The following is a 26,203-nucleotide window of genomic DNA, read 5'->3' on the forward strand; positions in this document are numbered from 1 at the left end:
GAGGAGAGCCGTATGACATCGACGCCGCGCACCCCACCCCTCTCCCTCGCTGCACCGTTCGCACTCGGCGGACTCACCCTCCGCAACCGCCTCGTCGCCACCGCCCACGCCACCGCCGCCGTCACCGAAGGTGCCCCCACCGAGGCCGACGCGGCCTACTGGCGGCGGCTGGCCCGGGGCGGCGTCGGCATGGTGATCACCGGAGGCACCGTGGTGGCCCCCGAGTCGACGTTGCCGCTGCGCTATCTGACCGAGGCGTGGCGCCCCGAGACCAAGGACGCCGTACGCCGCCGCGCCGAGGCCATCACCGACGAGGGCGCGGTGGCCGTCGCGCAGCTCGTCCATCTCGGCCGGGAGACCCTGGGCGCCGGCACGTACTACGCACCGGTCTCCGCCGCGGCCGTCCGGTCGCCCCGCGAGGCGACCGCGCCCCGTCCGCTGAGCGCCGAAGAAGTACGAGGTGTCGTCGACGCGTTCCGCATCTCCGCGGAGATCAGCGTGCAGGCCGGTTTCCATGGCGTCGAACTGCACGCCGGACACGGTTATCTGCTTTCCCAGTTCCTCTCCCGGGCCAACAACACCCGCGACGACGAGTACGGCGACCGCATCGCCCTGACCGCCCAGGTGATCGACGCCATCCGCACCGAGATCGGTGAACTCCCCATCGGCGTACGGGTGTCGGTGGAGCCCGGCGAGGACTCCGGTCTGGGCCTGGACGATCTCACCGAGCTGCTGCCGCGGCTGTGCGCCGCCGCGCCCTTCGCGTACGTCAACGTCACCACCGGCGTCCGCAACACCTACGTCCCCGGCATGGCCACCACGCGCCCGCCACTGCTGGAGTCCGTGGCCCGGCTCCGCTCGGCCGTCGCCCTGCCGCTCCTGGTAGGCCAGGGCTTCCGGTCGGTGGCGGACATCGAGCGGGCGCTGGACTCGGGGGCCGACCTGGTCGGGATGGCCCGGCCGTTCATGGCCGACCCCGACTTCGCCCGCAAGGTGATCGCGGGCGACGAGCGGTCCGTACGCCCCTGTACGAGCTGCAACGAGGGTTGCCGGACCTTCGAGCCCACCGGGTCCTGCTCGGTGAACCCCGAGCTGGGTCCGCCGGGAGCCGCCGGCCGACCCGCCGTCCCGCTGCTGCTCACCCGGCCGGGCGGCCGCAACGGTCCCGTCGCCGGTGGCCCGGTCGCCGTCCTGGGAGCGGGCCCCGCCGGTATGGAGTGCGCGACGGAGCTGGCCCGCTCCGGCGTCGACGTCACCGTCTTCGACACGGCCCGGCAGGCCGGCGGTCAGGCACACCTCGCCTCCCTCGCCCCGCACCGCCCCGGTTGGCAGAAGTTCGTCGACTACCAGCGCGAGCAGCTCGCCGACTTCGGCGTGCGGGTGCTGCTGGGTACCTCGCCGGACCCGGACGACCTGGCGGCGTACGCCCGGATCGTGCTCGCCACCGGCGCCGAGGAGGAGCCCGTCCGCGTGCCCGGCGAGCTGCCGACCCTCACCAGTACGGATTTCCTGCGCCGGTACGCGGACGTCGTACCGGCCGCGCCCCGCATCGCCGTCCTGGACGACGGTTTCGGCTGGTGGCAGGGCATCAGCGCCGCCGAGAGCGCGCTGGCGGGCGGCGCTCGGGAGGTCACCGTCATCACCCCCGGAACCGGCTTCGCCACCGGCCTGTCGCCGGAGAACCGCACCCAGCTGATGAACCGGCTCACCGGTGCATCCCTGCGCGTCGTCGCGATGAGCACCGTGACCTCGACGACCACCGACGGTGTGTGCCTACGCCACGCTCTGGACGGCCACGAGACGCATCTCGCCGCCGACGTCCTGGTCATCGTCGGCGAACGGCACCCGCGCCGCCCCGACTTCGCCCCGGCCGACCACCAGAGCGTCCGCGCAGTCGGCGACTGCGTCGTGCCGCGCCGCATCGCGCACGCCGTCGCGGAGGGGCGTGCGGCGGCCGAGGCTCTGGCGGCACGGGCCGCCAGGCCGCTGTGACGGTCCGTGCGGGGGCGGCGATCTGTCTGTGGGCCGGCCCGCGACGCCCCTGCCCCGGCCCGCGACACCCCTGACCCGGCCCGCGAGCACACCTTTCCTCCGAAGTGTTTCCGCGTTACCGCAGAGAGGCATTCACCGCATGGCACACGACTACGACCGCATCCTCATCGGAGGCCGGCTCACCGCCCCCTCCACCGACCGTGTCGCGCAGGTCGTCTCACCCAGCACCGAGGAGGTCATCGGCCACGTCCCCCTGGCGTCCACCGCGGACATCGACGCCGCCGTGGCCGCGGCCCGGCAGGCCTTCGACGCCGGCCCCTGGCCGAGGTGGAGCGTGCAACAGCGCGCCGCGGCCCTGCGCGACCTCGCCGACCGCCTCGACACACGCGCGGCCGACCTGGCCGCGCTGGCCATGGCCGAGACCGGCTGCCCGCGCGGCTTCGCCGAGGGCTACTTCGCCGTCGCGCCCTCCAACTACTTCCGTTTCTACGCCGCATTGGCCGAGGGATTCGTCTTCGAGGAGGAGCGGGTCAACGGACCGGTCCGCACCCTGATCGTCCGTGAACCCGTCGGCGTCGTCGTGGCCATCCCCGCCTGGAACGGCCCGCTGCCGCTGACCACCCAGAAGATCGCCGCCGCGCTCATGGCCGGCTGCCCGGTCATCGTCAAGGTGCCGGTCCAGGACCCGCTCGCCTGCCATGTGTTCGCCGAGGTCGTCGCCGAATCGGCCGTTCCCGAGGGCGTCATCAGCCTGTTCGCCGCCGATGCCGCGGAGAGCGAGTACGTGGTCTCCCACCCGGGCGTGGACAAGGTCAGCTTCACGGGAAGCACCGCCGTCGGTGCCCGGATCGCCGAGGCCTGCGGCCGCGACATCCGTCGAGTGACTTTGGAACTGGGCGGGAAATCGGCCGCGATCGTGCTGGAGGACGCCGACATCGACGCCGTGGTCCCAGCACTCGTGGGCTGCGGTGCCGCCTTCATGCAGGGCGAGATCTGCACCGCCCAGACCCGCATCCTGCTGCCGCGTTCGCGCTACGCCGAGTTCACCGAGGCCCTGGCCCGGCACATGAGCGCCCTGCCCATCGGCGACCCGGCCGACCCCGCGACCGTGATCGGACCGCTGATCACCGAGGCGCACCGGGCGCGCGTCGAGGAGTACATCGCCCTCGGCAGGAAGGAAGGCGCCACCGTCGCCTGCGGGGGTGGCCGCCCGGCGGATCCGAGCACCGGCTGGTACCTCGAACCCACCCTCTTCACCGACGTCACCAACGACATGCGGATCGCGCAGGAGGAGATCTTCGGCCCGGTCGTCGTCGCCATCCCGCACGACGGTCCCGACCACGCCGTCGAACTCGCCAACGACTCGCCGTACGGGCTCTCCGGAACCGTCTGGACCCAGGACGAGGAAGCCGCCCTCCGGATCGCCCGCCGCGTGCGCACCGGAACCTTCAGCATCAACGCCTACACGCTCGACATCAACGCGCCCTTCGGCGGCAGCAAGAAGTCCGGTATCGGCCGCGAGAACGGCCCCGAGGGCCTCGACGACTTCCTCGAAGCCAAGTCGATCGCCTTGTCGGGCGCGCCGCTGGGCTGAGGAACGGCTTCAACTCGAAGCAGAGCGTCGTCCTGGAGCAGAGCTTCGTCCTGAAGAAGAGCTTCATCTCAACGAAGAGAAGAAGAGAGGTAACCATGGCACGTCGCATAGTGGTCTGCGGTGGAGGTTCCGCCGGTGGTGTCCTGGCCGCCCGGCTCAGCGAGGACCCCGCGAACACCGTCACGCTGGTAGAGGCCGGTCCCGACTACCGCACCCCGGAGGAGACCGCCGCCGAGGTGCTGGACGCGGACCAGTTCGGGTTCACCACCCATGACTGGGGCTACGAGTCGGACGACCACGTCGCCGATGCCGACAGCATCCCGATGTTCGGGATCGTCGAGCAGGGCATCCTGCCCGTCCTGCGCGGCAAGGTCATCGGCGGCTCCTCGTCCGTCAACGGCGCCAACGCCCTGCGGCCCACGCCCGACGACTTCGCCCGCTGGAACGGGCTGGGCAACGACCGCTGGTCCTGGGACCAGGTCCTGCCGTATCTGAGGAAGCTCGAGGACGACCCGATCGGCGGGGAACTGCACGGCACCGGAGGCCCCGTACACATCGAGCGCTTCACCGAGGGCAACGGCCTGCGCCCGGTCATGTCCGCGTTCCTGGAGGCCTGCGCGCAGGCCGGCCATCCCGTCCACCAGGACATGAACGGGGCCCGCCGGGATGGCGCGGGCCCGGTCCCCTTCAACCGCAAGGACGGCATCCGGCAGAGCTCGGCCATCGCCTACCTCGGCCCGGCCCGCCACCGCGAGAACCTGACCGTCCTGGGCGAACGGACCGTGGACCGCGTGGAGTTCACCGCCGACGGCACGGCCCGGGCGGTGCTCCTCACCGACGGCACCGTGCTCGAAGCCGACCTGGTCGTCCTGTCCGCCGGGGCCATCGGCAGCCCGGCGATCCTGATGCGCTCGGGCATCGGCCCGCGCCGGATTCTCGACGAGCTGTCCGTCCCCGTGACGCGGCACCTCGAAGGCGTCGGCAGGAACCTCCGCGACCACCCCATGGTCTACCTCACCTACGCCATGGACGAGGAGGCGGTCGGGGAGGAACTCCTGCCGCCGCTGCAGACCGCCCTGGCGTTCTCCTCGGCGGGCGCGGGCAGCCAGGGCGAAGTCGACCTGCACGCGCTGCCGTTCACCATGGAGCCAGGGGTGATGCTGGTGCCCCTCGCCGTGGTGCGCCCGTACTCGCTGGGCAGGGTGGAGATCACCTCACGCGCCCCCGAAGCCGCCCCGAGCATCCGGCTGGGCCTGTTCGACCACCCCGACGACCTGCGCCGCATGGTGGCCGGCATCCGTCAGATCCGGGAGATCATGGGCTCGGGCCCACTGGAGAAGTACGTACGTGCCGAGACGTGGCCCGGCCCCGACGCCACCACGGACGCGGACCTCACGCGGGCCGTCCTCCAGGGCAAGAACACCTACTGCCACGCGGTGGGCACCTGCGCGATGGGCGGGGAGGGCACCCCGGCCGCGGTGGTCGACCAGAACGGCAAGGTGCACGGGGTCGAGGCGTTGTACGTCGTCGACGCCTCCACCATGCCGGACATCCCCGCCGTGCCGACCAACACCACGGTCATGATGATGGCCGAGCGCTGGGCGGACGAACTGAGCGGCGAGAACTGAAGCAGATTCGGTTTGATCTCGCCATACTCGGTTGTTCGGCGAGCCGACCTGGCCAGATGAGGTCGATGTCGCACTTGAACCTGGATCGATCAAGGGGTTGACAGCGTGCTCCCGGCGCCCCAAACTCGTAGTGAATTCAGTTCAGTTTGGAAGGGTGAGGGCATGGCAGTGGAAGACGAAATCCAGTTCGAGCGCGACGGCAACGTCGCCCGTGTGTGGCTCAACCGCCCGTGGAAGAAGAACTGCGTCACCGTGCCGATCCTGGACCGGCTCGACGAGATCATCACCGAGGTCGACGAGGACCCCGAGCTGCGGGTCCTGGTGGTCCGCGGTCGCGGCGGCACCTTCTGCTCGGGCTTCGACCTCGACAGCCTGAAGGCGGAGTACGTCGGCAAGTCGAACGCGATCGACGTCGCGGTGAAGTCCGCGAAGGTGTGCGACCGCCTCTACTCGATGAAGACCCCGTCGGTCGCGGTCCTGGAGGGCTACGTCACCGCCGGCGGCTTCGAGATCATGATCTCCTGTGATTTCGCCGTCTCCGCGGACGACGCCAAGATCGGCGACTTCCACATCCGCCGCGCCCTGTTCGGCGGGGCCGGACCCATCTACCGGGTGCCGCGCATGATCGGCATCCGCAAGACCAAGGAGCTGATGCTCACCGGCAAGCTCCTCTCCGGCATCGAGGCCGTCGACTTCGGACTGATCAACAAATCCGCCCCGGCCGACAAGCTGGACGAGACGGTCGACGCCTTCATCGCGGACCTCGTCGACAAGAGCCCCTTCATGATGTGGCTGACGAAGATGACGATCGACCGCAGCCTGGACGCCGACATCCAGTCGCTGATGGTGATGGAGCACCTCGCCGTGGGCGTGGCCCTCAACTCCGAGGACGCGAACGAAGGCGTGTCGGCGTTCCTGGAGAAGCGCGAACCCAAGTGGACGGGGCGCTGATCCGGATGGCCACGGATCCGCGGAGTCCGACCGTCGCCGTCGGGCTCCAGGGCTCACGCTGCTCCGGCTGCGCGGTGGCGGTCTACCCCGCGGACGAGGCGTGCCCACGCTGCGGAGGACCGGCCGAGCCGGCGGTTCTCCGGGGCGCCGGCACGCTGTGGACCTGGACCGTGCAGCGCTACGCCCCGAAGTCGCCGCCCTACCAGGCCCCGCCGGGCGGCTTCGAACCGTTCGCACTCGGCTATGTCGAGCTGGCGGACGGCATGCGGGTGGCCGCCGTACTCGACGTCGACGACCTCGACGACATCCGTATCGGCATGCCCCTCACCGTGGCCGCGGGCCACGGTGTCCCGCGGGCCAGGCCCACGACACCCGGCGAGGAGGGCTCATGAGCACCGACGTCCTGATCCGCGGAGCGGGGCGCACCCCGTTCGGCCGGTCGGAAGCGAGCGGCCGTCAGCTGGCCGTCCAAGCGGTGAACGCCGCGCTGGCGGACGCCGGGATCGAGTGGTCGCGGGTGCGGGCCGCGTTCGGCGGCAGCGACAGCGCCGGTCTCGCCGACACCCTGGTTTCCCAACTCGGCCTGACCGGCCTCCCGTTCGTCAACGTCAAGAACGGCTGCGCCACCGGCGGCAGTACGCTGGTCTCCGCCGTGAACGCGATCCGCTCCGGCATGGCGGACGTCGTCCTCGCCGTCGGCTTCGACAAGCACCCGCGCGGTGCCTTCGACCCGCGGCCCGAGGACTGGGGGCTGGGGGAGGAGTACGGCAGCGACGGGCTGATGGTGACCACCCAGTTCTTCGGCATGAAGATCCAGCGCTATATGCACGACCACGGCATCACGCCGCGAACCCTCGCCCTGGTCGCCGAGAAGGCGTACCGCAACGGTGGTCTGACCCCCGAGGCATGGCGCCGCAAGCCCGTGTCCGCCGAGGAGATCCTCGACTCCGGCATGGTCAGCGACCCGCTGACCCGCTACATGTTCTGCTCCCCGGGAGCGGGCGCGGCCGCGCTGGTGCTCTGCTCGCCCGAGGCCGCACGCGGCCTGGACACCCCGGACGGCCCGCAGGTCACCCTGCGCTCGGCGGCCGTACGCACCCGGCGCTTCGGCTCGTTCGAGGTGTTCAGCCCCTGGATCCCCGGGGGCCCGCTCACCAGCGTCAGCCGTGACGCCTCGGCCGCCGCCTTCGAGGAGGCGGGGATCGCTCCGGGCGACGTCGACGTCTGCCAGCTGCAGGACACCGAGAGCGGCGCCGAGGTCATGCACATGTCCGAGTGCGGGTTCTGCGAGGACGGCGAGCAGGAGCGGCTGGTCGCCTCCGGCGCCACCGAGATCGGCGGCACCCTGCCGGTCAACACCGACGGCGGCTGCATCGCCAACGGCGAACCCATCGGCGCCTCCGGGCTCCGCCAGGTCTACGAGATCGTCCAGCAACTGCGCGGACGGGCCGGCGAACGCCAGGTGCCCGGCGACCCCAGGGTCGGCTTCACCCATGTGTACGGCGCCCCCGGCGTGAGCGCCTGCACGGTGCTGGCCCGCTGAAAGTCCCGTGAACGTCCCGCCGGTCGGAGGTGGAAGAAGTGATGAGCGGTACCCCGGATCCCAGCACTGTCCCGGATCCCTGCACCGTCCCGGAACCCAAGGAGTTCCGCACCCAGGCCCGGCAGTGGCTCGCCACGGTCGCCGGACGCCGCGCCGCCGGCGGGGAGTGGGGCAGCGGCTCCGACTCGGTCGCCGTGTTCGAGAACTGGACCGAGGACCAGGAGCGCGAGCACACCGCCCGCATCCAGGAGTGGGAGCGCACCCGCTACGACCAGGGGTGGGGCGCGCTCAACTGGCAGGAGGTGTACGGAGGTCGGGGCCTGCCCGCGTACTACGAGCAGCTCTACCGCGCCGAAGAGGCGGCCTTCGACGTACCCCATCGCACCGAGGTCTTCCCGGTGACGCAGCAGCTCGTCGCCCCCGCGATCGGCATCTGGGGCACTGAGGAGCAGAAAGAGCGCTGGCTGCGGCCCATGCTGCGCACCGACGAACTGGCCTGCCAGCTGTTCTCGGAGACCGAGGCAGGATCCGACCTCGCCGCGGTGCGCACCAGGGCGGTGCGTGACGGCGAGCACTGGGTGCTGACCGGGCACAAGGTGTGGACCTCCGGGGCCCGCGTGGCGACCTGGGGTGTCGCGGTGTGCCGTACCGATCCGGACGTACGCAAGCACGCCGGCATCACCGTCTTCCTGGTGCGCATGGACGCGCCGGGCGTGACCGTACGGCCCATCCAGCAGATGACCGGCGGCACCAGCTTCAACGAGGTCTACCTCGACGGCGTGGTGGTGCCCGACACCGACCGGCTCGGGCCGGTCGGCGAGGGCTGGCGGGTCACGCTCAGTGTGCTGGCCGCCGAACGGCTCGACTCCGGCAACCTCGGCCTGGACAACGCCGACCGGGCCCTCGAACTCGCCGGGAACCTGCCCCGTCCGCTCACCGGCGGCGAACAGCAGCGTGCCGCCGACCTCCACATCCGCACCCTCGTCCAACGGCTCATGGGGCTACGGGTGACCGCTGCCCTCGTCGCCGGACGCGAACCCGGCGCGGAGGCCTCGGTCGGCAAGCTCTACGCCACCGAGACCATGCGGCGCACCAGCGATCTGGTCTCCGAACTGCTGGGCCCGCGCCTCGTCGCGGACACCGGGGAGTGGGGCACCTACGCCTGGACGGAGCACCTGCTCGGCGCCCCCGGCTACAGCATCGCGGGCGGCACCGACGAGATCCAGCACAACATCCTCGCCGAACGCGTGCTCGGCCTGCCGAAGGAGCCCGTCCGATGAGCACGGCCACGCAGGTCCCGGAGCTGGCCGGCCGGGTGCGTGATCAGCTCGCCCGCCGCCATCCGGGCGCCGCGATCGGAGAGTTGGCGGTACTGCCGGGCGGCCACTCGGGGCTGACGTACTCCGTCACCGCGGGGGACGCGAGGTACGTCATCAAAGCGGTGCCCCCGGGGCAGCGGCCCGTCGGACGCAACGACGTGCTGCGCCAGGCGCGGGTGCTGGGCGCGCTGGCCGGGTCCGCGGTGCCGGTGCCGGGCGTCGCCGCCGTCGACGAGACACAACCGGCGTGGTTCGCCATGGAGTTCGCGACCGGGGAGGCCGTCGAGCCGGTGCTCGACGAGCCGGAGGTGCCCGCCGCCACGGCCCGCGCCCGGATGCTGGAGATCGCCGCCGTACTGCGGCGACTGCACGCCACCGACACCGGTACGCCCGGGCTGGATCCGCCCGAACCGCTCGACGCGGCAGGGGAGTTGGAGCGGTGGAGCCGCACCCTGCATGCCGTGCCGCCGGAACTTCGGCCGGGCGGCGAGGAGTTGCTGGACCGCCTCGCCGCCGATGTGCCCGGCGGCCTTCCACCGGTGCTGCTGCACGGGGATTTCCGGCTCGGCAACGTGCTGTGCGTCGGCGAGCGCGCGGTGGCCGTCGTCGACTGGGAGATCTGGAGCGTCGGCGACCCGCGCATCGACCTCGGCTGGTTCCTGCTCTTCGCCGACCACCGCAACTTCCCCCAGCTGGGCCGTGCCGTGCCTGGCCTGCCCAGCGAGGCCGAACTGCTGGACGCCTACTGTGACGGCCTGCCCGCGCTGCCCGCGATGGACTGGTTCCGGGCGCTCGGCCGCATGAAGATGGCCGCGATCATGGGCCACAACCTGCGCCGGCACCGCGAGGGCAAGCACCACGACCCGGACCAGGAACGACTGCCGCCGACCATCGCCGCGATGATCCGCACGGCACGCGACATCCTCGGCTGATCCGGGCCGACCACACGAACCCCGGGCACCCCGACGCCCCGGCACCCCCCGCCCCCGGACAGGAGCAATCGTGGATTTCGGATTCTCGCCACGGGCGAGTGAACTCCAGGACCGCATGCGGTCGTTCATGGACCAGCACGTCTTTCCAGCGGAAGCGGTCTACGACCGGCAGCTCGCCGAGGCGGACGATCCGCACGCGCTGCCGCCCGTGATGACCGAGCTGAAGGAGAAGGCGCGCGCCGAGGGGCTGTGGAACCTCTTCATGGCGCACGGCGACTGGGGCGCGGGGCTCACCAACCTCGAGTACGCACCCCTCATGGAACTGGCGGGCCGCTCCATCATCGGGCCCGAGGTGTTCAACTGCTCGGCGCCCGACACCGGCAACATGGAACTCCTCGCGCTGTACGGCACGCCCGAGCAGCAGGAGCGCTGGCTGCGGCCCCTGCTGGACGCGGAGATCCGCTCCTGCTTCGCCATGACCGAGCCCGAGGTCGCCAGCTCCGACGCGCGCAACATCCGTACCCTCATCACCCGCGACGGCGACAACTACGTCGTCAACGGCCGCAAGTGGTACACCTCCGGGATCCTCGACCCCGACTGCAAGCTGATCATCCTGATGGGCAAGACCGATCCGGACGCGCCCACCTACCGGCAGCAGAGCATGCTGCTCATCCCCCGGGACACCCCCGGCGTCACGGTCCTGCGCGACCTGCCGATGTTCGGCTACACCGACCGGCTCGGACACGGTGACGTGCTCTTCGAGGACGTCCGCGTGCCGGTGGAGAACATCCTCAGGGGCGAGGGGGAGGGCTTCGCGCTGGCCCAGGGGCGGCTCGGTCCGGGGCGGATGCACTACGCGATGCGGGCCGTGGGCTTCGCCGAGCGCGCCCTGCAGCTGATGTGCGAGCGCGTCACCGACCGCATCGCCTTCGGCGGACCGCTCGCCGACCAGGGCGTGGTGCGCGAGTGGATCGCCCGCAGCCGCATCGAGATCGAGCAGCTGCGCCTCCTCGTCCTCAAGTCCGCCTGGCTGATGGACACCGTCGGCAACGCCGCCGCCCGCATGGAGGTCGCCGCGATCAAGGTCGCGGCGCTGGAGGTCGCCCACAAGGTGGTCGACCGCGCGGTGCAGGCGCACGGCGCGGCGGGCGTCAGCGACGACACCGTACTGGCCCGGCTGTACGCCATCACACGGGCGCTGCGCATCGCCGACGGCCCCGACGAAGTACATCTGCGGACGGTGGCCCGGCAGGAACTCGCCAAGTACCGGAAGACCGACACGAAGGCAGGGGCGGCGTGAGTGCCAACACTCTCGACGGCCGGGTCGCCGTCATCACCGGCGGATCCCGCGGCATCGGGCTCGGCATCGCCACCGCCTACCGGGCGGCCGGCGCGCATGTGGTGATCGCGGCCCGCAAGGCGGCCGGACTCGCCGAGGCGCGCGAGGAGTTGCTGCGCGTCAAGGGCGACGGCGACATCCACACGGTGGTGGCCAACGCCGGCGAACCCGAGCAGGCCGAGGCCTGCGTCGACGAGACCATGGCCCGCTTCGGCCGGGTCGACATCCTCGTCAACAACGCGGCGACCAACCCGTACCACGGCGATCTCCTCGACCTGGACCTGCCGCGGGCGGAGAAGACCGTCCGCGTCAACCAGTACGGAATGATCGCCTGGACCCGGTACGCCTGGCGGGCCTGGATGGCCGAGCACGGGGGAGCGGTGGTCAACATCGCCTCCGTCGGCGGGCTGATCGTCGACCCGCACATCGGCTATTACAACGCCACCAAGGCCGCCATGCTGCACATGACCCGGCAGCTCGCCTACGAACTCGGGCCCCGGGCACGAGTGAACGCCATCGCGCCCGGTCTGATCAAGACCGAACTGGCCCGGGCGGTATGGGAGGTGCGCGAGCCGATCCTCACCGCCAAGCTGCCGCTGCGGCGCCTCGGCACGGTGGAGGACGTGGCGAACGCGGCGCTGTTCCTGGCCTCCGACGCCTCCTCCTGGATGACCGGCCAGACCCTGGTGCTCGACGGCGGAGCGACCGCCCTGCCGATCGGGGTGGACGAGTGAACGCGCCGCGCCCCGCAGCCGAGCTGTTCTCGCTCCAGGGCAGGACGGCGATCGTCACCGGCGCCTCCGCCGGGCTCGGCGCACGCTTCGCCGCCGTCCTCGCACAGGCCGGCGCCACCGTGTTCGCCGCCGCGCGCCGTATCGACCGGCTGAAGGAACTGGCCGACTCCCACCCCCGTATCCACCCCGTGGCCTGCGACGTCGCCATCGCCGCCGACCGTACGCGGCTGGCCGAGGCCGCGCTGACCGCCACCGGCCGCATCGACATCCTGGTCAACAACGCGGCCGGCTCCGGCGAGACACGCGCCGAGGACGAGTCGCCGGATGCCTTCGCCGAGGTCCTCGACGTGAACCTCACCGCCCCTTTCCACCTGGCCCGCCTCGCCGCCGAGGCACCCGGTGACACGGGCGGCAGGAGCATCGTCAACGTCTCCTCCATCCTCGGCCTGGTGACCGCGGCCCCGCTCGGCGGTGCGAGCTACTCGGCGTCCAAGGCCGGACTGATCGGCCTGACCCGGGAGTTGGCCGGGCAGTGGGGCGGCAGCGGCATCCGCGTCAACGCGCTCGCCCCGGGCTGGTTCCGCACCGAGATGACCGCGGACCTCTTCGGTGACGAGCGCTCCAGCCGCTGGGTCGAGCGCAACACCCTGCTGGGGCGCGGTGGCGACGGCCACGAACTCGACGGCGCCCTGCTGTTCCTCGCCTCGGACGCCTCCTCGTACTGCACCGGACAGGTGCTGACCGTCGACGGCGGATGGACCGCGCGATGAGCGTCGGCACGGAGATCCACGACGGCGGTCTGGCCCATGTCACGTTGCGCCGGGGCGAGGCGGGCAACGCCATCGACCTGGACCTGGCGCGCGGACTGCTGGACGCGGCACGCGCCTGCGAGCGTGCGGCCGTACGGGCCGTGCTGCTCACCGGCGAGGGGAAGTCCTTCTGCGTCGGCGGCGACCTCAGGGAGTTCTCCCGGCTCTCCGGCGAGGCACTGGAGAAGCACCTGACCGCGGTGACCGACGCGCTGCACGACGCGCTGCGTACGTTCGCCGCGATCGACGCGCCCATGGTGGCCGCCGTCCAGGGCGCGGTCGCCGGCGCGGGCATCGGCCTGGCCGCGGCCGCCGATGTGACCCTCGCCGCCGACAACGCCTCGTTCACCGCCGCGTACACCGGCATCGGCTACTCACCGGACGCCGGAGTCAGCTGGTTCCTGCCCCGTCTCGTCGGACCCAAGCGGGCCCTGGACCTGCTGCTGACCAACCGCCGCGTACCGGCGGCGGAAGCCGAGACGATCGGGCTGGTGAGCCGGGTCGTGGCCGCCGACCGACTGGCCGCCGAGGCGGCCCGCACGGCCGAGGCCCTGCGGGCCGGTCCCACCGCCGCCTTCGGGGTCACCCGCCGGCTCGTCGCCGCCGGACCGACCGCGGACCTCGGCCCGCACCTGGACCGCGAGGCCCGCGCACTCGCCGCCGCGGCCGCCTCCGACGAGGGCCGCGAGGGCGTCGCCGCCTTCCTGGGCAAGCGGGCGCCCGACTTCACGCGCGTCCCACCCAGGCCCTGATCCCGATCCCGTACCCCACCATGGAGCCCACCGTGCCCACACCGCCCAGCAGGTCCGAAGCATTCATCGTCGGAGCCGTCCGCACCCCCGTCGGCCGCCGCAAGGGCACGCTCAGCGGCGTGCACCCCGCCGACCTCGGCGCCCATGTGCTGCGCGCGCTGCTGGAGCGCACCGGGGCCGACCCGGGCGCGGTCGACGACGTGTACTTCGGGTGCGTCAGCCAACTCGGCGCACAGACCGGGAACATCGCCCGCACCGCCTGGCTGTCGGCGGGGCTGCCGCAGCACGTCCCCGGCACCACCATCGACCGCCAGTGCGGTTCCTCCCAGCAGGCCGTGCACTTCGCCGCGCAGGCGGTCGGTTCCGGCGCCGCCGACCTGGTGGTCGCCGGTGGGGTGGAGGTGATGAGCCTGGTGCCCATCGCCAGCCCGATGTACGTCGGCGAACAGGCCGGCATGGGCAGCCCGTTCGCGGGGGACGGCTGGCGCGAGCACTTCGGGGACCAGGAGGTCTCGCAGTTCCGCGGGGCCGAGCTGATCGCCGAGAAGTGGGGCGTCTCCCGTACCGACATGGAACGGTTCGCGCTCACCAGCCACCAGCGGGCCCTCGCCGCCCAGGTCGACGGCGCCTTCGACGACGAGATCACCCCGGCCTTCGGGCTCACGGCCGACGAGGGCCCGCGTGCCGACACCACCCTCGAGAAGATGGCCGGGCTGAAGACCCTCACCGAGGACGGCCGGCTGACCGCCGCCGTCGCCAGCCAGATCTCCGACGGCGCCGCCGCCCTGCTGATCGCCTCCGCGGAGGCGGTACGCCGCCACGGTCTGACCCCGCTGGCCCGCGTGCACACCATGGCCGTGGTCGGCTCCGACCCGATCCAGATGCTGACCGGTCCGATCCCCGCCACCGAGAAGGTGCTGAAGAAGGCCGGGCTGTCGATCGGCGAGATCGACCTGGTCGAGATCAACGAGGCCTTCGCCTCCGTCGTCCTGGCCTGGCAGAAGGAGATCGGCGCCGCCCCGGAGCGGGTCAACGCCTTCGGCGGCGCCATCGCGCTCGGGCATCCGCTCGGCGCCACCGGCGCCCGGCTGATGACCACGCTCGTCCACCAACTGGGCAGGACCGGCGGGCGTTATGGTCTGCAGACGATGTGCGAGGGCGGCGGTATGGCCAACGCGACCGTGCTCGAGCGCCTGTGAGTGCCCGTGAGCGATTCTGACCGGAAGTCGATTGGCAACTGAGTTCAGCTTGGTACTACTCTCGGGTACGGAAAAGGTGGGCGGCAGCCAGGAGACGGGTCAGGCATGGCGACAAAGATCGTTGAACCGGAAGCGGGGCCGAGGTCCAAGCGCGCCGCCATTCTGGCGGCCGCCGTCGACTGCTTCGGCGAGACGGGCTTCGAGGCCACCAAGTGGTCGACCGTGGCGGAGCGGGTCGGTATCGGGCAGACCGCGCTGTACCACTACTTCGAGTCAAAGACCCACTGCCTGCTCACCATCATGCGGCTGGAGCTCCAGCGCTCCCACGACAAGTTCACGGAGGCGACCGCGGACGTCGCGGACCCGGTGGAGGCGCTCCGGGCGGCCGTTCGCGCGGCGTACGACGTCTCCGACCAAGAGGTCCTGCAGATGCGCATCCTGCAGAACCACATGGACCTCCTCTCCGGCCCGCGCAAGTCCAAGCGGGAGGAGGCCGAGCGTGTCGCGGCCCGCCAGCTGGTCCAGCTCGTCGAGCGGGACTGGACGAACCTGCTGGTCCGGGGCATGTCCCAGGGCGCGTTCCCGCTTCGCGACGCGCAGTTGCTGGGCGGGAGCGTGCTCGGCCTGATCGTCAGCGTCTGGCGGTGGTACCGGCCGTCGGGGCCCACGCCGCTGTCGGAGGTCAGCGAGCTGATCGAGGGCGCCTGCGTGCGGATGGTCGCCACGTGACGCTCTGAGCGGTTCCTGAGCGGTCGGTCCCTGCCGGTCCCCGCTTCCGCTTTCGCTCGCCGCCCCCTGGAGGTCATCCTTCAGGGGGCTTTGACGTCACTATTGCCAGGCTTGTTTCCGCGGGATTACCATCCAAACTGAATTGAACTTGACTCAGGTTGATCTGCCGCCAACCGAAAGGGCTCCCCATGGCGTTGCGCGCGTACATGGCCAGCATGGACAGTCGGCATCCGGAGCGGACGCTGGACCTGCTCGAACCCGACTTCTCCTTCCTCATCGCCCTGCCCGGCAAGGAGGTCACCGGCAAGTCCAAGGAGGACTTCGCCGCGTACATCGCGGGCCGCAATCCCGTGGACCGGTCGCACGAGATCCTGCGCTACAGCCGGGACGGGGAGCTCGAGACCGTCTACGGAGTGGTGACGGAGGGCGGGCGGTACTCCGGTTCCTTCCTCTCGGCGGCGGTCGTGTCGCCCGGCGGACTCCTGGCGCGCTACCAGTCCTTCTTCACCACCTCGTTCGAGCTGGTCGACTGGTCCGCGCAGGACGGGAGCCGGACATGACGGACACCTCGACCGGGGCCCCCTTCCTCACGGCATGGTTCGAGATCCTCGACAGCGACGAGCCGTCCCGGATCCTCGACCTGATCAGCGACGACTTCTCGCTGTCCATCCTGTTCTCCACCGGCGGCGGCAACGCCACCGACTTCGCCGGCGACCGCGCCGCCCTCGTCGGCTACCTCGAACAGCGTGAGAGGGGCACCCGCACCCATCACCGGCTGTCGGCGACCACGCTCGGCCAGGACGAGCTCTTCCTGGGGGAAGTACGACGCGCGGGGGTCCCCGAGGCGAGCTTCGTGGCCGCCGGGCGGGTGAACGGCGAGGGCCGGCTGCAGCGCCTGCTCATCGGGCGCTCGTCCGAGATCCGCTTCGACTGATCGCGCACCTTCACCCCACCGCTAGGGAGGAACCTCATGTACAACCTCGTCCTGCTGGCAGCCCGGCCTCCGGAGTGGACGCACGAGCAGTTCATCGAGTGGTGGCGCGGCGACCATGCGGAGCTGACCTACCGACTGCCCGGACTGCGGGCCTGGCGGCACACCGATATCGACGCCGCTCTGGAGCCGCGCTCCGAAGGCTGGGACGGGCTCTCCGTGCTCGGCTTCGACTCCCCTGAGGACCTGAGGAAGGCCCTCGCGAGCCCCGAGTGGGCCGAGGCCGTCGCGCAGGTCGGAGACATGAAGGGCCGCCGCATCGCGGTCATGGGGCACGAGGCGGAGATGTTCGCCGCCTGAGGCCGCTCCTGCCGGACGATCCAGGCCCACCGGCACAGCACGTACCCCAGCGTTCAGTAGACGCCAGTTCGGCACAGCGCAGCGAGGGACAAGATGCGACAGGTAGTGCGGGAGTTCCAACAGCAGGCGGACGAGGCCGACTTCGTCGCGGTCATCGACGATGCGGGCAGCCATACGGCGCGGCAACTGCTCGACGAGGCCGCGCGGCTGGCCGGAGCGCTGTCCACCGGAGGGGCCGACGGAGCGGGCGGCACCGTCATGGTCCAGGCCGACAACTCATGGCGTACGGTCGCCGCCACCCTCGCCGTGGGCATGAGCGGCCGGGACGGGGGTGTGATCGCGGTGGTCAACCGGCACACCACACACGCCGAGTTCACCGCGGCCTGGGAGGACATCCGCCCGGACGCCGTGGTCGCCGAGCCCTCCGCGATGGACGAATGGACGGTGGGCGAACGGCTGCCGGGCCCGCCGCAGAAGGCCCTCGACGGCTGGATGTGCCGGTCCGCGCCCCACGCACGAGACGTGTCGCGCTGGTCGGGCGGGTCCCTGATCGGTCTCACCTCCGGGTCGACCGGGCGGCCCAAAGGCGTCGTACAGTCCGAGGCGGCCCTGCGCTACGCCGCCACGAGCACCGTCACCGTCAACGGCCTGGCGCCCGGCGACGCCGTCGCCGCCATCGTGCCGCTGTCGTCGACGGCGGCGTACTGCTTCGGTGTCTACCTCTCCCTCATGCTGCGCGGGCCGCTCGTCATGACGGGGAAGTGGGACAGGGCCGTCGCACTGCGGCGGATGGCCGACGCCGACGTCCGCTGGACCATGTGCGTACCGACCATGGCGCTGCAGATGGGCGCCGAGGCGGCCGGCTCCGGCATCCTGCACGGCGTCCGGTCGATCACCGTCGGCGGCGGGCCCATGGACCGCGGCGCACTGGCCAGGGCGGAGCACTCCCTGGGCACGAAGATCCTCCGCGTCTTCGGCATGTCCGAGTGCCTCGGCCACACCTCGCCGAGCCCCGACGACCCCGAGGAGATCCGGCTCGGCACAGACGGCCGCCCCTTCCCGGGTACGGACTTACGTGCGCTCACCCCCGACGGGCAGGCGGCCGGACCGGGCGTGACCGGCCGGGCACAGGTGCGCGGCCCGTCCCTCTTCCTCGGCTACGCCCGCGACGGCGAGGTCGAACCGCCGGCGCTGACGGAGGACGGCTACCTGCCCACCGGCGACCTGCTGATGACCCACGAGGACGGCACCATCAGCATCATGGGCCGCGAGAAGGACATCATCATCCGCGGCGGACGCAACATCGACATCACCGAGATAGAGCGCGCGGTCGCCAGGTACCCGCGGGTGGCCAGGGCCTGTGTCACGGCGGTTCCCGACGACGTCCTCGGCGAACGCGTGGCGCTGCTCGTCGTCACCGAGGACGACGGTGGCATCGACCTGGCCGAGGTGACCGGACACCTGGAGAGCGTCGGCCTGTCCAAGACCAAATGGCCCGAATTCGTGTACGGCATCAAGGAACTGCCCCAGACCAAGGTCGGCAAGCTCGACCGGAGCGGGGCCCGGGACCTGGCCGTCACGCTGTCCGCCGGTACGCCTGACGACGAGGCATGACGACGCGCACATGCGCGAAACCGTGCCGTCGCGCGTGCCAACCGGCATGATCCCGCGGCGGTACACCACCAAGGAGGATCATGACAACGCGGTTCGACCAGGGCCCGTGGGCCGCAGCCGGAGTGCAGACCGTGCAGCCCGGGGTGCACCGCGTTCCGCTGCCCCTTCCCAACGACGGCCTGCACGCCGTCAACGTCTACCTTCTGGAGGACCTCGCCGGCGACGGTGGCATCGTCATGATCGACGGCGGCTGGGCGATCCCCGAGGCGCGCAAGGCGCTCGAGGAGGCCCTGGCCGCCATCGACCGCGACCTCGGCGACATCAGCCACATCCTGGTCACCCACATCCACCGCGACCACTACACGAACGCGGTGGAACTGCGCCGGCTGCTGGGCTCGCGTGTCTACCTCGGCGCAGGGGAACGCCCAGGTCTTGAGATGCTCGACCGACTGCGCAGCGACGAACCCGCGAGCTCCCTGGAGACCCTGCGCAGGGCGGGCGCCGGCGAACTGGCCGACCGTATCCGGGCGTTGGACCACGGCGGATTCGATCCGAGCGTGTGGGAAGCCCCTGACCGCTGGCTGGCCGCCGAGACCCTCGACTTCGGCGACCGCGAGCTGCGCGTCGTACCGACTCCGGGACACACCAAGGGACATGTGGTCTTCCTGGACGAGCAGCGGGGACTGCTGTTCTCCGGAGACCACGTCCTGCCGCACATCACCCCGTCCATCGGTTTCGAACTGGCCGAGCCGGGCGGGCGTCCGCTCGCCGACTACCTGGACTCGCTGCGGCTGATGAACCGTTACGCGGACGCCCGCCTGCTGCCCGCGCACGGACCGGTCTCCGACAGTGCGCACACCCGGGTCGCCGAACTGCTCGCCCACCACGACGACCGGCTGGCCAAAAGCCTCACGGCGCTGGGCGAGGACACACTCGACGCCCACGCGGTGGCACGCAAGCTCGGATGGACGCGCCGGGCGGTGCCGTTCAGCGAGCTGAACGCCTTCAACCAGATGCTCGCGATCAACGAGACGGCGGCCCACCTGGATGTCCTCGTCCTCCGGGGGAGGGCGACTGTGACATCCGTCGGCGACGTGAACCAGTACACGCGCGTGCGGTGACGTCGTCGGCGCGGTGACATCACCGGCCGCCGCGCCGCCCACGCCACCCGGGACACCGCTCGTGCGGCCACAGCGATGGCGAACCCCTTGCCGTCTGCGCCGCGCTGATGAACCCCTTGCGGCTGTCGATCCGCCGGCCGCCCACGGTCCTCGTCACCGTGGTGGCGAGCGCAGGAGGGCCCCAGTGCGCGGTGCCTTCCGAATTCATCCCGACTGACCCGACTGAGTCGGAATACGACCAGGCACCTGATGGTGCGCAAGTATCGTTGCTGGGAGCGGCGCGCCGAGGCTCAGTAGAACCTCTCGCTGCCTGTCTCGGATCAGGCGCGTCCTGAAGTCTCCCACGTCGCCCCGGGCGCCGCGAGCCGCTCGGTGCCGGGCGTGCGCCGGCCGCCCGCCCTCTCCCCGCTATCCCTGCTCGAACTCCCGCGACGAGGCCACCTCGGGCTGCCTCCGGGCGGCGTGAGCGGTTCTCGGCCGACTTCGGACGCGAAGTCGCACGGAAGACCAGCAGCCTCCCGGGCACGGTCGCACCCGGAACGGGGGTGCTGGGCGGCTCATGTCAGGCGGCTGCCCAGGCGATCACCCCAGCACACGCCCCGTGGTGTGCCTTTGCCGCCGCAGCCTCTGTGTCGACCCTTCGGAGTCCTCCGGCGGCACTTTTGTGCACCTGAACCTGCAAGGACAGCCACCGGACTCGGCAGCCACGGACAGCACGGCGACGCATCCGCACACCCGCTCGACGAGGCCGGCAACTCGGGGAAAATGCGCACGCCTGCCCGATGGGGGGTCGCCTAGGGTATCGAGCATGACGTTGCAACTTGTTCAGGTGAACTTCAAGGCCCGGGACGACTCGGCGCTCGGCCAGTTCTGGGCAGAGGTGCTCGGCTGGGGTGTTTCCAGCGAAGGGCCCGGTGTCACCAACCTGGAACCCGTGGGCTTCGACTGGCCGGACCCGTCCGCCGTCTGCATCGATCTCGTCCGCGTCCCGGACCCGGAGACGGTGAAGTACCGCGTGCACATCGAGCTCGCCACCACCTCCGCCGTCCATCAGGCGCAGTTGGTCGCACGTCTGAAGGACCTCGGGGCGACGCCCACCGATGTGGGCCAAGGCGATGTGCCGTGGACGGTGATGGCCGACCCGGAAGGCAACGTGTTCAGCGTCCTGGAGCCCCGGGAGCTCTACCGGGACACCGGGCCGATAGCCGCCGTGGTCGTCGACTGCGCCGACCCACGGTCCATGGTCCGGTTCTGGGGCGAGGCGATCGACTGGACCGTCCACGAGCTGACCGACGACCGCGCCTTGCTGCGCTCCGCCAAGGGCGTCGGGCCGTACCTGGAGTTCCGCCGCACGCCCGACGACAAGGTCGTATGGAACCGCGTCCATCTCGACGTGATGTCCGACCCCGTCGGGGATCAGGCGAGGGAGGTCGCCCGGCTCGAAGGCCTCGGCGCGATACGGGCCGACGTGAGTCAGGGTGATGTCTCCTGGGTCGTCCTGGCCGACCCGGAGGGCAACGAGTTCTGCGTCCTCGGCCGGGGCTGACGCGAAACTCCGGCCCCTCCCGCGTGCCGGTGCGGCAGCGCGCGGCGCGGGACCCCTCTCTCCCCGGCCGCCAGCTGATGACAACCGGGCGTCTCTGATCAACGGTGGACCTGCTGATCAAGGGGGAGACGCCAAGCACGCGAGACGATCGGCACGAGTCCGTGGTCGGGCCGGCGGTGGTGCGATGCGTCGGCTGCGTCGGACGAGCAGCTCGTTCCGATGCTGGTTGACCGGGCCCGGAATGAGGAGCTGCAACTGGCCGGCGAGGGTGGGTTGTTGCAGATGCCGACCAAGCGGGTGCCGGATGGATTCGGCCTGGTAGGCGAGATCACCGACCATGTCGGCTACGAGAAGAACCCTCAGTCTGCCGTCGTGCGGATGCCACAGCGGGAAAGGACGGCCCTGCGGTCGTTACGGAGGAAGGGCGCATTTCTTGGCATTGGCGCGGGGCGGTGTGTATGGGGTGGTTGCACCTTCCGTAGCGGCATGTGGTCCGGTGGACTTACGTCCCGATGCCTTGAGGAAAGGTCCCTGCTCATGCATTCGTCTTTCATGCCACCCCGCCAGGTCAAGATCGGTGACGCGGCGGCCTTCGCCGGCACCACGCCGCGGGCGATTCGCCATTACCACGAGATCGGGCTGCTCCCCGAGCCTGAGCGGGGCGGCGATGACCGCCGCCGCTACGGGTACGAGGACATGATCCGCCTGCTGTGGATTCGCAAGATGGCCGATGCCGGGATCGCCCTGGACGACATCCGTGACGCCTTTACCACCGGCACGGCTTCCGCCGGTGCGGACAGCGGAGACGGTATCGCGGGCATCCTGGAGCGGTTGGAGGAAACCCTCGCCGAGCAGGAGGCGGAATTGCGGCGGCAGCGGACCGCTGTGCAGCGGATGCGCACCGAAGGCAGCCGGATGGGCCTGCTCTCCGACTTCGTCACCGACCGTCTCAAGAGCCTGCCCGAGGGCTCCCTGCGTCAGGCGGACCTGGACACTCTGCTGGTCACTGAGCGGATCTTCGGCCCGCTCGGCGCGGCCGTCCAGGCCACCCGCTTCGTCGTCCTGGCCACGCATCCCACTCTGCGGGAGGATTCCGACCGCATCGATGACGCCGAGGAGGCACTCGATGACAGTGTCGCCGTCGATGATCCACGGGTGACTCAGGTGGCCGTCGAGCGGCACACCTTCGAAAGCGCCCTGCAGGCCGTCATCGAGGAGTCCGGCCTGGATAAGGACGACGATGCCCTCTTCGACGCCTGGGACACTTTGCACCCTGCCACCGCCGATGACGGCGAGGGCGAGGCCGACCTCGGCTCTGGCAGGCGGGAGGCTGACTCCATGAGCGTGTTCGAAGCCATCGGCAAGATGCCCTACGACTTCTCCCCAGCCCGCCTGCGCTGTATGGAACTGGCCGTAGAACTCTCCGCCCAAGACTCACCCGCCACCTAGAACACGGACTGACCGGGGTGGGCGACATGGTCCGACTCCTGGGCCGAGTTCGTACCCTTCCCCTCCTTCGACGTCGAGATCCGCAAGATCACCTGTTAAATCGACACGCCTCGGCCAGGGCATCCGCACGGAACTTCCCGGCACCGGTGGTCACTTCGGCCGAGCAGGCGCGTAGCCGGTGGTCCTCGTCGACGAGGTAGACCGCGACTTGCGCGTTCTCGACGGTACGTGAGCACGGTGTTGGATTCCGCATGGCCAAGCGGCGTTGGAGGGGTGTGGCCGAAGGGCTGCGCGCTTCTAGACCGAAGTTGTGCGCTCCCGGACGAAAGACGGATGCCCGACCCCCGCGGGTCTCTCTAGTGTCGACCGGACCGATGACGACGGACCGCTGAACCACCACGCAGAGGATTTTCATGGCCGCACTGCCCGCTCCTGCCACATGGCCGCGGTTTCGGCACCGCTGGGTGGCCGTGGCCCACCTGCTGGTGTTGTCCCCGATCAGCGCGGAGTACCTTGCCGCCGACGACCTGGGTGGGGGTGACGGTGAACGTCGTCGCCAGGGTCGTACCCGGCTGGCTGCTGCTGCGTCGCTCGCGCTGCGCGATCCTGCTGTGGAGCGCGGTCTTCGGGGGGACCCAGGCCGGCTTGTTCGATCAGAGCTTGTTCGAACAATGAGGTCGACGCCGATGACCCCGGCTGGACGACCCGGATGTGACCGCGTACTTGACCTCCATCGACGTCACCGAGCGGTTCGGCCAGGAAGGACAGTGCGGCGCGGACGACGAGGGTACTGCCCACGGCGGCCAGTATGTGCCGGTGACCCCAGCTCTGCTCTTCGTCTCATGGCCGCCCACCATCTGCGTCGACAGGAGCCGAGCGCATGCTGACCGTCCGCGGTATCTCCTACCTGGTCGGCGAGGCAAGCGCCGATGACGTGCGGCGAGACCTGGAGGTCATCGCCCGGGATCTGCACTGCACCACGGTGATGCTCATCGGGGACGGCAAGCGGTTGATCGATGCCGCCCGCACCGCCCTCCAGACCGGTCTCGGCGTCTACATCCGGCCCAACGTTCCCGAACTGCCTCAGCCGAAGCTGCTGGAGCATCTGGACACCGTCGCCGAGGCGGCCGAAGAACTTCGCCGGGAACACCCCGACCGAGTGACGCTCCTGGTCGGCAGCGAGTTCTCCCACACCGTGCCCGGCATCGTCCCCGGACCTCGTTCGTTCCTGCGCTTGAAGCTCATCGTGCGCTTCCACCGCGTGCTGCGTCGCAGGATCGACCGGCGGCTCCACCGGCTGCTCACCACCGCCGTGACCACCGCGCGGCGCCGCTTCGGCGGACCGGTCACCTACTCCGCGGCCGGGTGGGAACACGTCGACTGGTCGCTGTTCGACCTGGTCGGCGCCAGCCTCTACCGCTCCGGCCGCAACCACCCCACCTACACGGAGCGCTTGCGCGGCCTGGTTCGCGATCACGACAAGCCCGTCGTCATCACAGAGTTCGGGTGCGGTGCCTTCACCGGAGCCGACCAGCGGGGAGCCGGTTCCTTCTGGATCGTCAACTGGTTCGCCGTACCCCCGCACATCCGCGGCGACCATCCCCGCGACGAGGCCGTCCAGGCCCGCTACCTCGGTGAACTCATCGACCAGTACAACACGGAGGGCGTGCACGGCTGCTTCGTATTCACCTTCGCCATGCCCGACTTCCCGCATCACGACGATCCTCGCCTCGACCTCGACAAGGCCGGCTTCGGCGTCGTGGCGGTGACCGGCGACGGTGAGTGCAGGCCCAAGGAGGCGTTCCACGAGGTCGCGCGGCGCTACGGCGACATTGTCGTGGAGGAATGACCGAGTGGGATGAGCGGCCAGGCATCCAACACGAACCCCGAATGAGCCACGCAACCACCGCACCTCGATCCAGCGACGCGGATCCAAGACCAATCGCGCAGGGCGTCTGGAGCAACAGCGTTGCTACGTCTCATCGACATTTTCGGGCTCGCGCAAAGGATCGTTTGTGAAACCGCTGTGAGTTGCGGCTCCGACCCTTGTTCGTAAGCCGTCTAGGGGGGCTGTCCCGTAGAGCTCGTAACACGATCGTGTGGTCTCGAAGGGAAAGCACGGATGCTCACTGCCCGGGGTCGGACCAAGTCGCCGCAAGTGCTCGCAGATCTGGAAAGCGGGGACCGGAGACTGTCTCCTCGGTGGGTTCACCGTTGAGCCAGCACACTTGCTCGGGGGCGCCGTCGCCGGTATCGAACAGGCAGCACACCCCACCGCTGTCGGCGGTGAGGTCGGTGAACACCTTCCTGACGTTGGCCGAGCGCGCGAACAAGCGGCTCATCCCCGACGTCGCTGCCCAGCACTGCACCGACGCGTAGCCAGGGTGCAGGAGGGACTCGAACCGGATCGTGACGTAGATGTACCCGATCTGGATGCGCCCGTCCGGCTCGGGGCCAGGTCCGCCCGTCTGCGCATACTCGTGCAGTGCATCATCGACGTCGATCATGAGGGACGTGTCGAGTTCGAGCGCGCCGCTCGTGGAGCAATCGACCGGATCGCTCTTGAAGTCGGACGTGAACGGGAGGACGAGCCGGTCACCGCCGGGCAGGGTGATCTCGAGCGGCGGCACGGCACGGGCCGGTGGCGCCAGCTCCGCCAGATTGGCCAATACCCTGGCGACATTCCGAGGCCGCAGATAGATGTCGTAGCCGTACATCAGCCCCACGCTTCCCCCTGTCTCAGATCGAACCGCACCCTCTCACGCCCTGGCCCTTGAGCGCTTGTCGGTTTAGAACTCGCACCACGTTCACGAGTGGTTCCTCTTCAGGCGCCGCCAGCAGATCAGGCTGCAGGCCAACGAGAGGAAGGCGTTGTGGAGTTCGAGGCGTCGTTCCCATCGCACGGCGAGGCGTTTGACCTGGTGGAGCAGGGCGAAGGTCTGCTCGACGACATAGCGGAGCTTGCCCAGTCCCTGGATGTTCGGCGCACCCTTGCGGGAGATCACCGGCACGATCCGGCGTGGGCGTAGTTCACGACGGACGGGGCGGGAGTCGTACGCCTTGTCGCTCAGCAGGGCGTCGGGGTGTCGGCGGGGTTGGCCCGGGCGTCCGACGACGGGCGGAATGCCGTCGACAAGGGCGAGGGTCTGGGTGATGTCATTGACGTTCGCCGCGGTGGTGAGCACCTTGAGCGGGGTACCGTTCCCGTCGCAGATCAGGTGGTGCTTGCTGCCCGTCTTGCGCCGGTCGACTGGCGACGGGCCGGTCGCGGGTCCCCCCTTTTGGCACGAACGTGGGAACCATCCACGCACGCGCGGGACCAGTCGAGCTCGCCGGCCGCGTTCAGTTTCGCGAGCAGGATGCGGTGCAACTGGTCGAAGACCCCTGTCTGCTGCCAACGATCCAGACGCCGCCAGCAGGTCTGTCCGGAGCCGAACCCCCGCTCAAGGGGCAAGAGTTGCCAGGCGATGTCTTGGTGCAGGACGTACAGGATGCCTTGCAGGCGCAACCGGTCCGGCACCGGTTTCGGCCCCGGCGACCGCTCGGGCCAGGGCGGCAGCAACGGTTGTCGGGTAGGCCCCGCCCCTCTCAGGGCGAGGCCCCCCTCAGAACCGTGCGTGCGCCTCACAACGCACACGGCTCAAGCAGCCCCCTTGGACCG

Annotated in this window: 25 protein-coding genes; 23 read left to right on the top strand and 2 right to left on the bottom strand. The window is 70.4% G+C overall.

Annotated features, from left to right (window positions below):
- Positions 1-12 precede the first annotated feature (12 nt).
- The 23 genes from AB0I18_RS06680 (at position 13) to AB0I18_RS06790 (ending at position 24,391) form a co-directional block, all read left to right on the top strand.
- Positions 13-1,992, top strand: coding sequence for an FAD-dependent oxidoreductase (locus AB0I18_RS06680; RefSeq protein ID WP_363104267.1), 1,980 nt, complete (start codon positions 13-15; stop codon positions 1,990-1,992).
- A gap of 139 nt (positions 1,993-2,131) precedes the next feature.
- The gene (locus AB0I18_RS06685; RefSeq protein WP_363104268.1) at positions 2,132-3,586 is read left to right on the top strand and encodes an aldehyde dehydrogenase; all 1,455 of its coding nucleotides are present in this window, start codon (positions 2,132-2,134) and stop codon (positions 3,584-3,586) included.
- 95 nt (positions 3,587-3,681) lie between these two features.
- A complete protein-coding gene (locus tag AB0I18_RS06690; protein WP_363104269.1) occupies positions 3,682-5,214 on the top strand; it encodes a GMC family oxidoreductase N-terminal domain-containing protein in 1,533 nt (510 codons plus the stop codon).
- Between the two features lie 162 nt (positions 5,215-5,376).
- On the top strand, positions 5,377-6,165 hold the full coding sequence (locus AB0I18_RS06695) for an enoyl-CoA hydratase/isomerase family protein (RefSeq protein ID WP_363104270.1): 789 nt from the start codon (positions 5,377-5,379) through the stop codon (positions 6,163-6,165).
- 5 nt (positions 6,166-6,170) lie between these two features.
- On the top strand, positions 6,171-6,557 hold the full coding sequence (locus AB0I18_RS06700) for an OB-fold domain-containing protein (RefSeq protein ID WP_363104301.1): 387 nt from the start codon (positions 6,171-6,173) through the stop codon (positions 6,555-6,557).
- Positions 6,554-7,708: a thiolase family protein gene (locus AB0I18_RS06705; RefSeq protein ID WP_363104271.1), complete on the top strand. Its 1,155-nt coding sequence runs from the start codon at positions 6,554-6,556 to the stop codon at positions 7,706-7,708. The genes AB0I18_RS06700 and AB0I18_RS06705 overlap by 4 nt, the downstream gene beginning before the upstream one ends.
- A 41-nt stretch (positions 7,709-7,749) precedes the next feature.
- Positions 7,750-8,988: an acyl-CoA dehydrogenase family protein gene (locus tag AB0I18_RS06710; RefSeq protein ID WP_363104272.1), complete on the top strand. Its 1,239-nt coding sequence runs from the start codon at positions 7,750-7,752 to the stop codon at positions 8,986-8,988.
- Positions 8,985-9,959: a phosphotransferase family protein gene (locus AB0I18_RS06715; protein ID WP_363104273.1), complete on the top strand. Its 975-nt coding sequence runs from the start codon at positions 8,985-8,987 to the stop codon at positions 9,957-9,959. The genes AB0I18_RS06710 and AB0I18_RS06715 overlap by 4 nt, the downstream gene beginning before the upstream one ends.
- Before the next feature lie 70 nt (positions 9,960-10,029).
- A complete protein-coding gene (locus AB0I18_RS06720) occupies positions 10,030-11,259 on the top strand; it encodes an acyl-CoA dehydrogenase family protein (RefSeq protein ID WP_363104274.1) in 1,230 nt (409 codons plus the stop codon).
- Positions 11,256-12,032: an SDR family oxidoreductase gene (locus AB0I18_RS06725; RefSeq protein WP_363104275.1), complete on the top strand. Its 777-nt coding sequence runs from the start codon at positions 11,256-11,258 to the stop codon at positions 12,030-12,032. The genes AB0I18_RS06720 and AB0I18_RS06725 overlap by 4 nt, the downstream gene beginning before the upstream one ends.
- Positions 12,029-12,802, top strand: coding sequence for an SDR family oxidoreductase (locus AB0I18_RS06730; protein WP_363104276.1), 774 nt, complete (start codon positions 12,029-12,031; stop codon positions 12,800-12,802). The genes AB0I18_RS06725 and AB0I18_RS06730 overlap by 4 nt, the downstream gene beginning before the upstream one ends.
- Positions 12,799-13,593, top strand: a complete 795-nt coding sequence (locus AB0I18_RS06735; RefSeq protein WP_363104277.1) for an enoyl-CoA hydratase-related protein — start codon at positions 12,799-12,801, stop codon at positions 13,591-13,593. Before AB0I18_RS06730 ends, AB0I18_RS06735 begins: the two co-directional genes overlap by 4 nt.
- A 32-nt stretch (positions 13,594-13,625) precedes the next feature.
- The gene (locus AB0I18_RS06740) at positions 13,626-14,792 is read left to right on the top strand and encodes an acetyl-CoA C-acetyltransferase (protein ID WP_363104278.1); all 1,167 of its coding nucleotides are present in this window, start codon (positions 13,626-13,628) and stop codon (positions 14,790-14,792) included.
- Between the two features lie 105 nt (positions 14,793-14,897).
- Entirely contained in the window at positions 14,898-15,521 is a 624-nt protein-coding gene (locus AB0I18_RS06745; protein WP_363104279.1) for a TetR/AcrR family transcriptional regulator, read from the top strand.
- A 188-nt stretch (positions 15,522-15,709) separates the two neighbouring features.
- Positions 15,710-16,081 (top strand): nuclear transport factor 2 family protein, encoded by a 372-nt coding sequence (locus AB0I18_RS06750; RefSeq protein WP_363104280.1) that lies wholly within the window; start codon positions 15,710-15,712, stop codon positions 16,079-16,081.
- Entirely contained in the window at positions 16,078-16,455 is a 378-nt protein-coding gene (locus AB0I18_RS06755; protein ID WP_363104281.1) for a hypothetical protein, read from the top strand. The genes AB0I18_RS06750 and AB0I18_RS06755 overlap by 4 nt, the downstream gene beginning before the upstream one ends.
- A gap of 36 nt (positions 16,456-16,491) precedes the next feature.
- Positions 16,492-16,812: an EthD family reductase gene (locus AB0I18_RS06760; RefSeq protein WP_363104282.1), complete on the top strand. Its 321-nt coding sequence runs from the start codon at positions 16,492-16,494 to the stop codon at positions 16,810-16,812.
- Between the two features lie 93 nt (positions 16,813-16,905).
- Positions 16,906-18,426 (top strand): class I adenylate-forming enzyme family protein, encoded by a 1,521-nt coding sequence (locus AB0I18_RS06765; RefSeq protein ID WP_363104283.1) that lies wholly within the window; start codon positions 16,906-16,908, stop codon positions 18,424-18,426.
- Between the two features lie 80 nt (positions 18,427-18,506).
- Positions 18,507-19,547, top strand: a complete 1,041-nt coding sequence (locus AB0I18_RS06770; protein WP_363104284.1) for an MBL fold metallo-hydrolase — start codon at positions 18,507-18,509, stop codon at positions 19,545-19,547.
- A gap of 808 nt (positions 19,548-20,355) precedes the next feature.
- Complete coding sequence (locus AB0I18_RS06775; protein ID WP_363104285.1) at positions 20,356-21,093, top strand: VOC family protein; 738 nt, start codon at positions 20,356-20,358, stop codon at positions 21,091-21,093.
- 537 nt (positions 21,094-21,630) lie between these two features.
- Positions 21,631-22,542, top strand: a complete 912-nt coding sequence (locus AB0I18_RS06780; RefSeq protein ID WP_363104302.1) for a MerR family transcriptional regulator — start codon at positions 21,631-21,633, stop codon at positions 22,540-22,542.
- A gap of 543 nt (positions 22,543-23,085) precedes the next feature.
- Positions 23,086-23,217, top strand: a complete 132-nt coding sequence (locus AB0I18_RS06785) for a hypothetical protein (protein ID WP_363104286.1) — start codon at positions 23,086-23,088, stop codon at positions 23,215-23,217.
- Positions 23,218-23,422: 205 nt separating this feature from the next.
- Positions 23,423-24,391: a hypothetical protein gene (locus AB0I18_RS06790; RefSeq protein WP_363104287.1), complete on the top strand. Its 969-nt coding sequence runs from the start codon at positions 23,423-23,425 to the stop codon at positions 24,389-24,391.
- Positions 24,392-24,668: 277 nt separating this feature from the next.
- Here AB0I18_RS06790 and AB0I18_RS06795 read toward each other — a convergent pair whose 3' ends face one another.
- Together AB0I18_RS06795 and AB0I18_RS06800 are read right to left on the bottom strand one after the other, a co-directional pair.
- A complete protein-coding gene (locus AB0I18_RS06795) occupies positions 24,669-25,259 on the bottom strand; it encodes a hypothetical protein (protein WP_363104288.1) in 591 nt (196 codons plus the stop codon).
- Between the two features lie 90 nt (positions 25,260-25,349).
- A protein-coding gene (locus AB0I18_RS06800; protein WP_363104303.1) for an IS5 family transposase occupies positions 25,350-26,134 on the bottom strand; the annotation gives its coding sequence in 2 pieces (ribosomal slippage) (positions 25,350-25,825 and positions 25,825-26,134; 786 coding nt in all).
- Positions 26,135-26,203: the final 69 nt, after the last annotated feature.

This window comes from Streptomyces sp. NPDC050704 (genome assembly GCF_040654355.1).
Taxonomy (GTDB): Bacteria; Actinomycetota; Actinomycetes; order Streptomycetales; family Streptomycetaceae; genus Streptomyces.

What these genes read in the sequence shown, in the direction of transcription:
- AB0I18_RS06680 (WP_363104267.1), top strand. Translation starts at nt 13, where the DNA reads ATGACATCGACGCCGCGCACCCCACCCCTCTCCCTCGCTGCACCGTTC.
- AB0I18_RS06685 (WP_363104268.1), top strand. Translation starts at nt 2,132, where the DNA reads ATGGCACACGACTACGACCGCATCCTCATCGGAGGCCGGCTCACCGCC.
- AB0I18_RS06690 (WP_363104269.1), top strand. Translation starts at nt 3,682, where the DNA reads ATGGCACGTCGCATAGTGGTCTGCGGTGGAGGTTCCGCCGGTGGTGTC.
- AB0I18_RS06695 (WP_363104270.1), top strand. Translation starts at nt 5,377, where the DNA reads ATGGCAGTGGAAGACGAAATCCAGTTCGAGCGCGACGGCAACGTCGCC.
- AB0I18_RS06700 (WP_363104301.1), top strand. Translation starts at nt 6,171, where the DNA reads ATGGCCACGGATCCGCGGAGTCCGACCGTCGCCGTCGGGCTCCAGGGC.
- AB0I18_RS06705 (WP_363104271.1), top strand. Translation starts at nt 6,554, where the DNA reads ATGAGCACCGACGTCCTGATCCGCGGAGCGGGGCGCACCCCGTTCGGC.
- AB0I18_RS06710 (WP_363104272.1), top strand. Translation starts at nt 7,750, where the DNA reads ATGAGCGGTACCCCGGATCCCAGCACTGTCCCGGATCCCTGCACCGTC.
- AB0I18_RS06715 (WP_363104273.1), top strand. Translation starts at nt 8,985, where the DNA reads ATGAGCACGGCCACGCAGGTCCCGGAGCTGGCCGGCCGGGTGCGTGAT.
- AB0I18_RS06735 (WP_363104277.1), top strand. Translation starts at nt 12,799, where the DNA reads ATGAGCGTCGGCACGGAGATCCACGACGGCGGTCTGGCCCATGTCACG.
- AB0I18_RS06745 (WP_363104279.1), top strand. Translation starts at nt 14,898, where the DNA reads ATGGCGACAAAGATCGTTGAACCGGAAGCGGGGCCGAGGTCCAAGCGC.
- AB0I18_RS06750 (WP_363104280.1), top strand. Translation starts at nt 15,710, where the DNA reads ATGGCGTTGCGCGCGTACATGGCCAGCATGGACAGTCGGCATCCGGAG.
- AB0I18_RS06755 (WP_363104281.1), top strand. Translation starts at nt 16,078, where the DNA reads ATGACGGACACCTCGACCGGGGCCCCCTTCCTCACGGCATGGTTCGAG.
- AB0I18_RS06760 (WP_363104282.1), top strand. Translation starts at nt 16,492, where the DNA reads ATGTACAACCTCGTCCTGCTGGCAGCCCGGCCTCCGGAGTGGACGCAC.
- AB0I18_RS06765 (WP_363104283.1), top strand. Translation starts at nt 16,906, where the DNA reads ATGCGACAGGTAGTGCGGGAGTTCCAACAGCAGGCGGACGAGGCCGAC.
- AB0I18_RS06770 (WP_363104284.1), top strand. Translation starts at nt 18,507, where the DNA reads ATGACAACGCGGTTCGACCAGGGCCCGTGGGCCGCAGCCGGAGTGCAG.
- AB0I18_RS06775 (WP_363104285.1), top strand. Translation starts at nt 20,356, where the DNA reads ATGACGTTGCAACTTGTTCAGGTGAACTTCAAGGCCCGGGACGACTCG.
- AB0I18_RS06780 (WP_363104302.1), top strand. Translation starts at nt 21,631, where the DNA reads ATGCATTCGTCTTTCATGCCACCCCGCCAGGTCAAGATCGGTGACGCG.
- AB0I18_RS06790 (WP_363104287.1), top strand. Translation starts at nt 23,423, where the DNA reads ATGCTGACCGTCCGCGGTATCTCCTACCTGGTCGGCGAGGCAAGCGCC.
- AB0I18_RS06795 (WP_363104288.1), bottom strand. Translation starts at nt 25,259, where the DNA reads ATGTACGGCTACGACATCTATCTGCGGCCTCGGAATGTCGCCAGGGTA.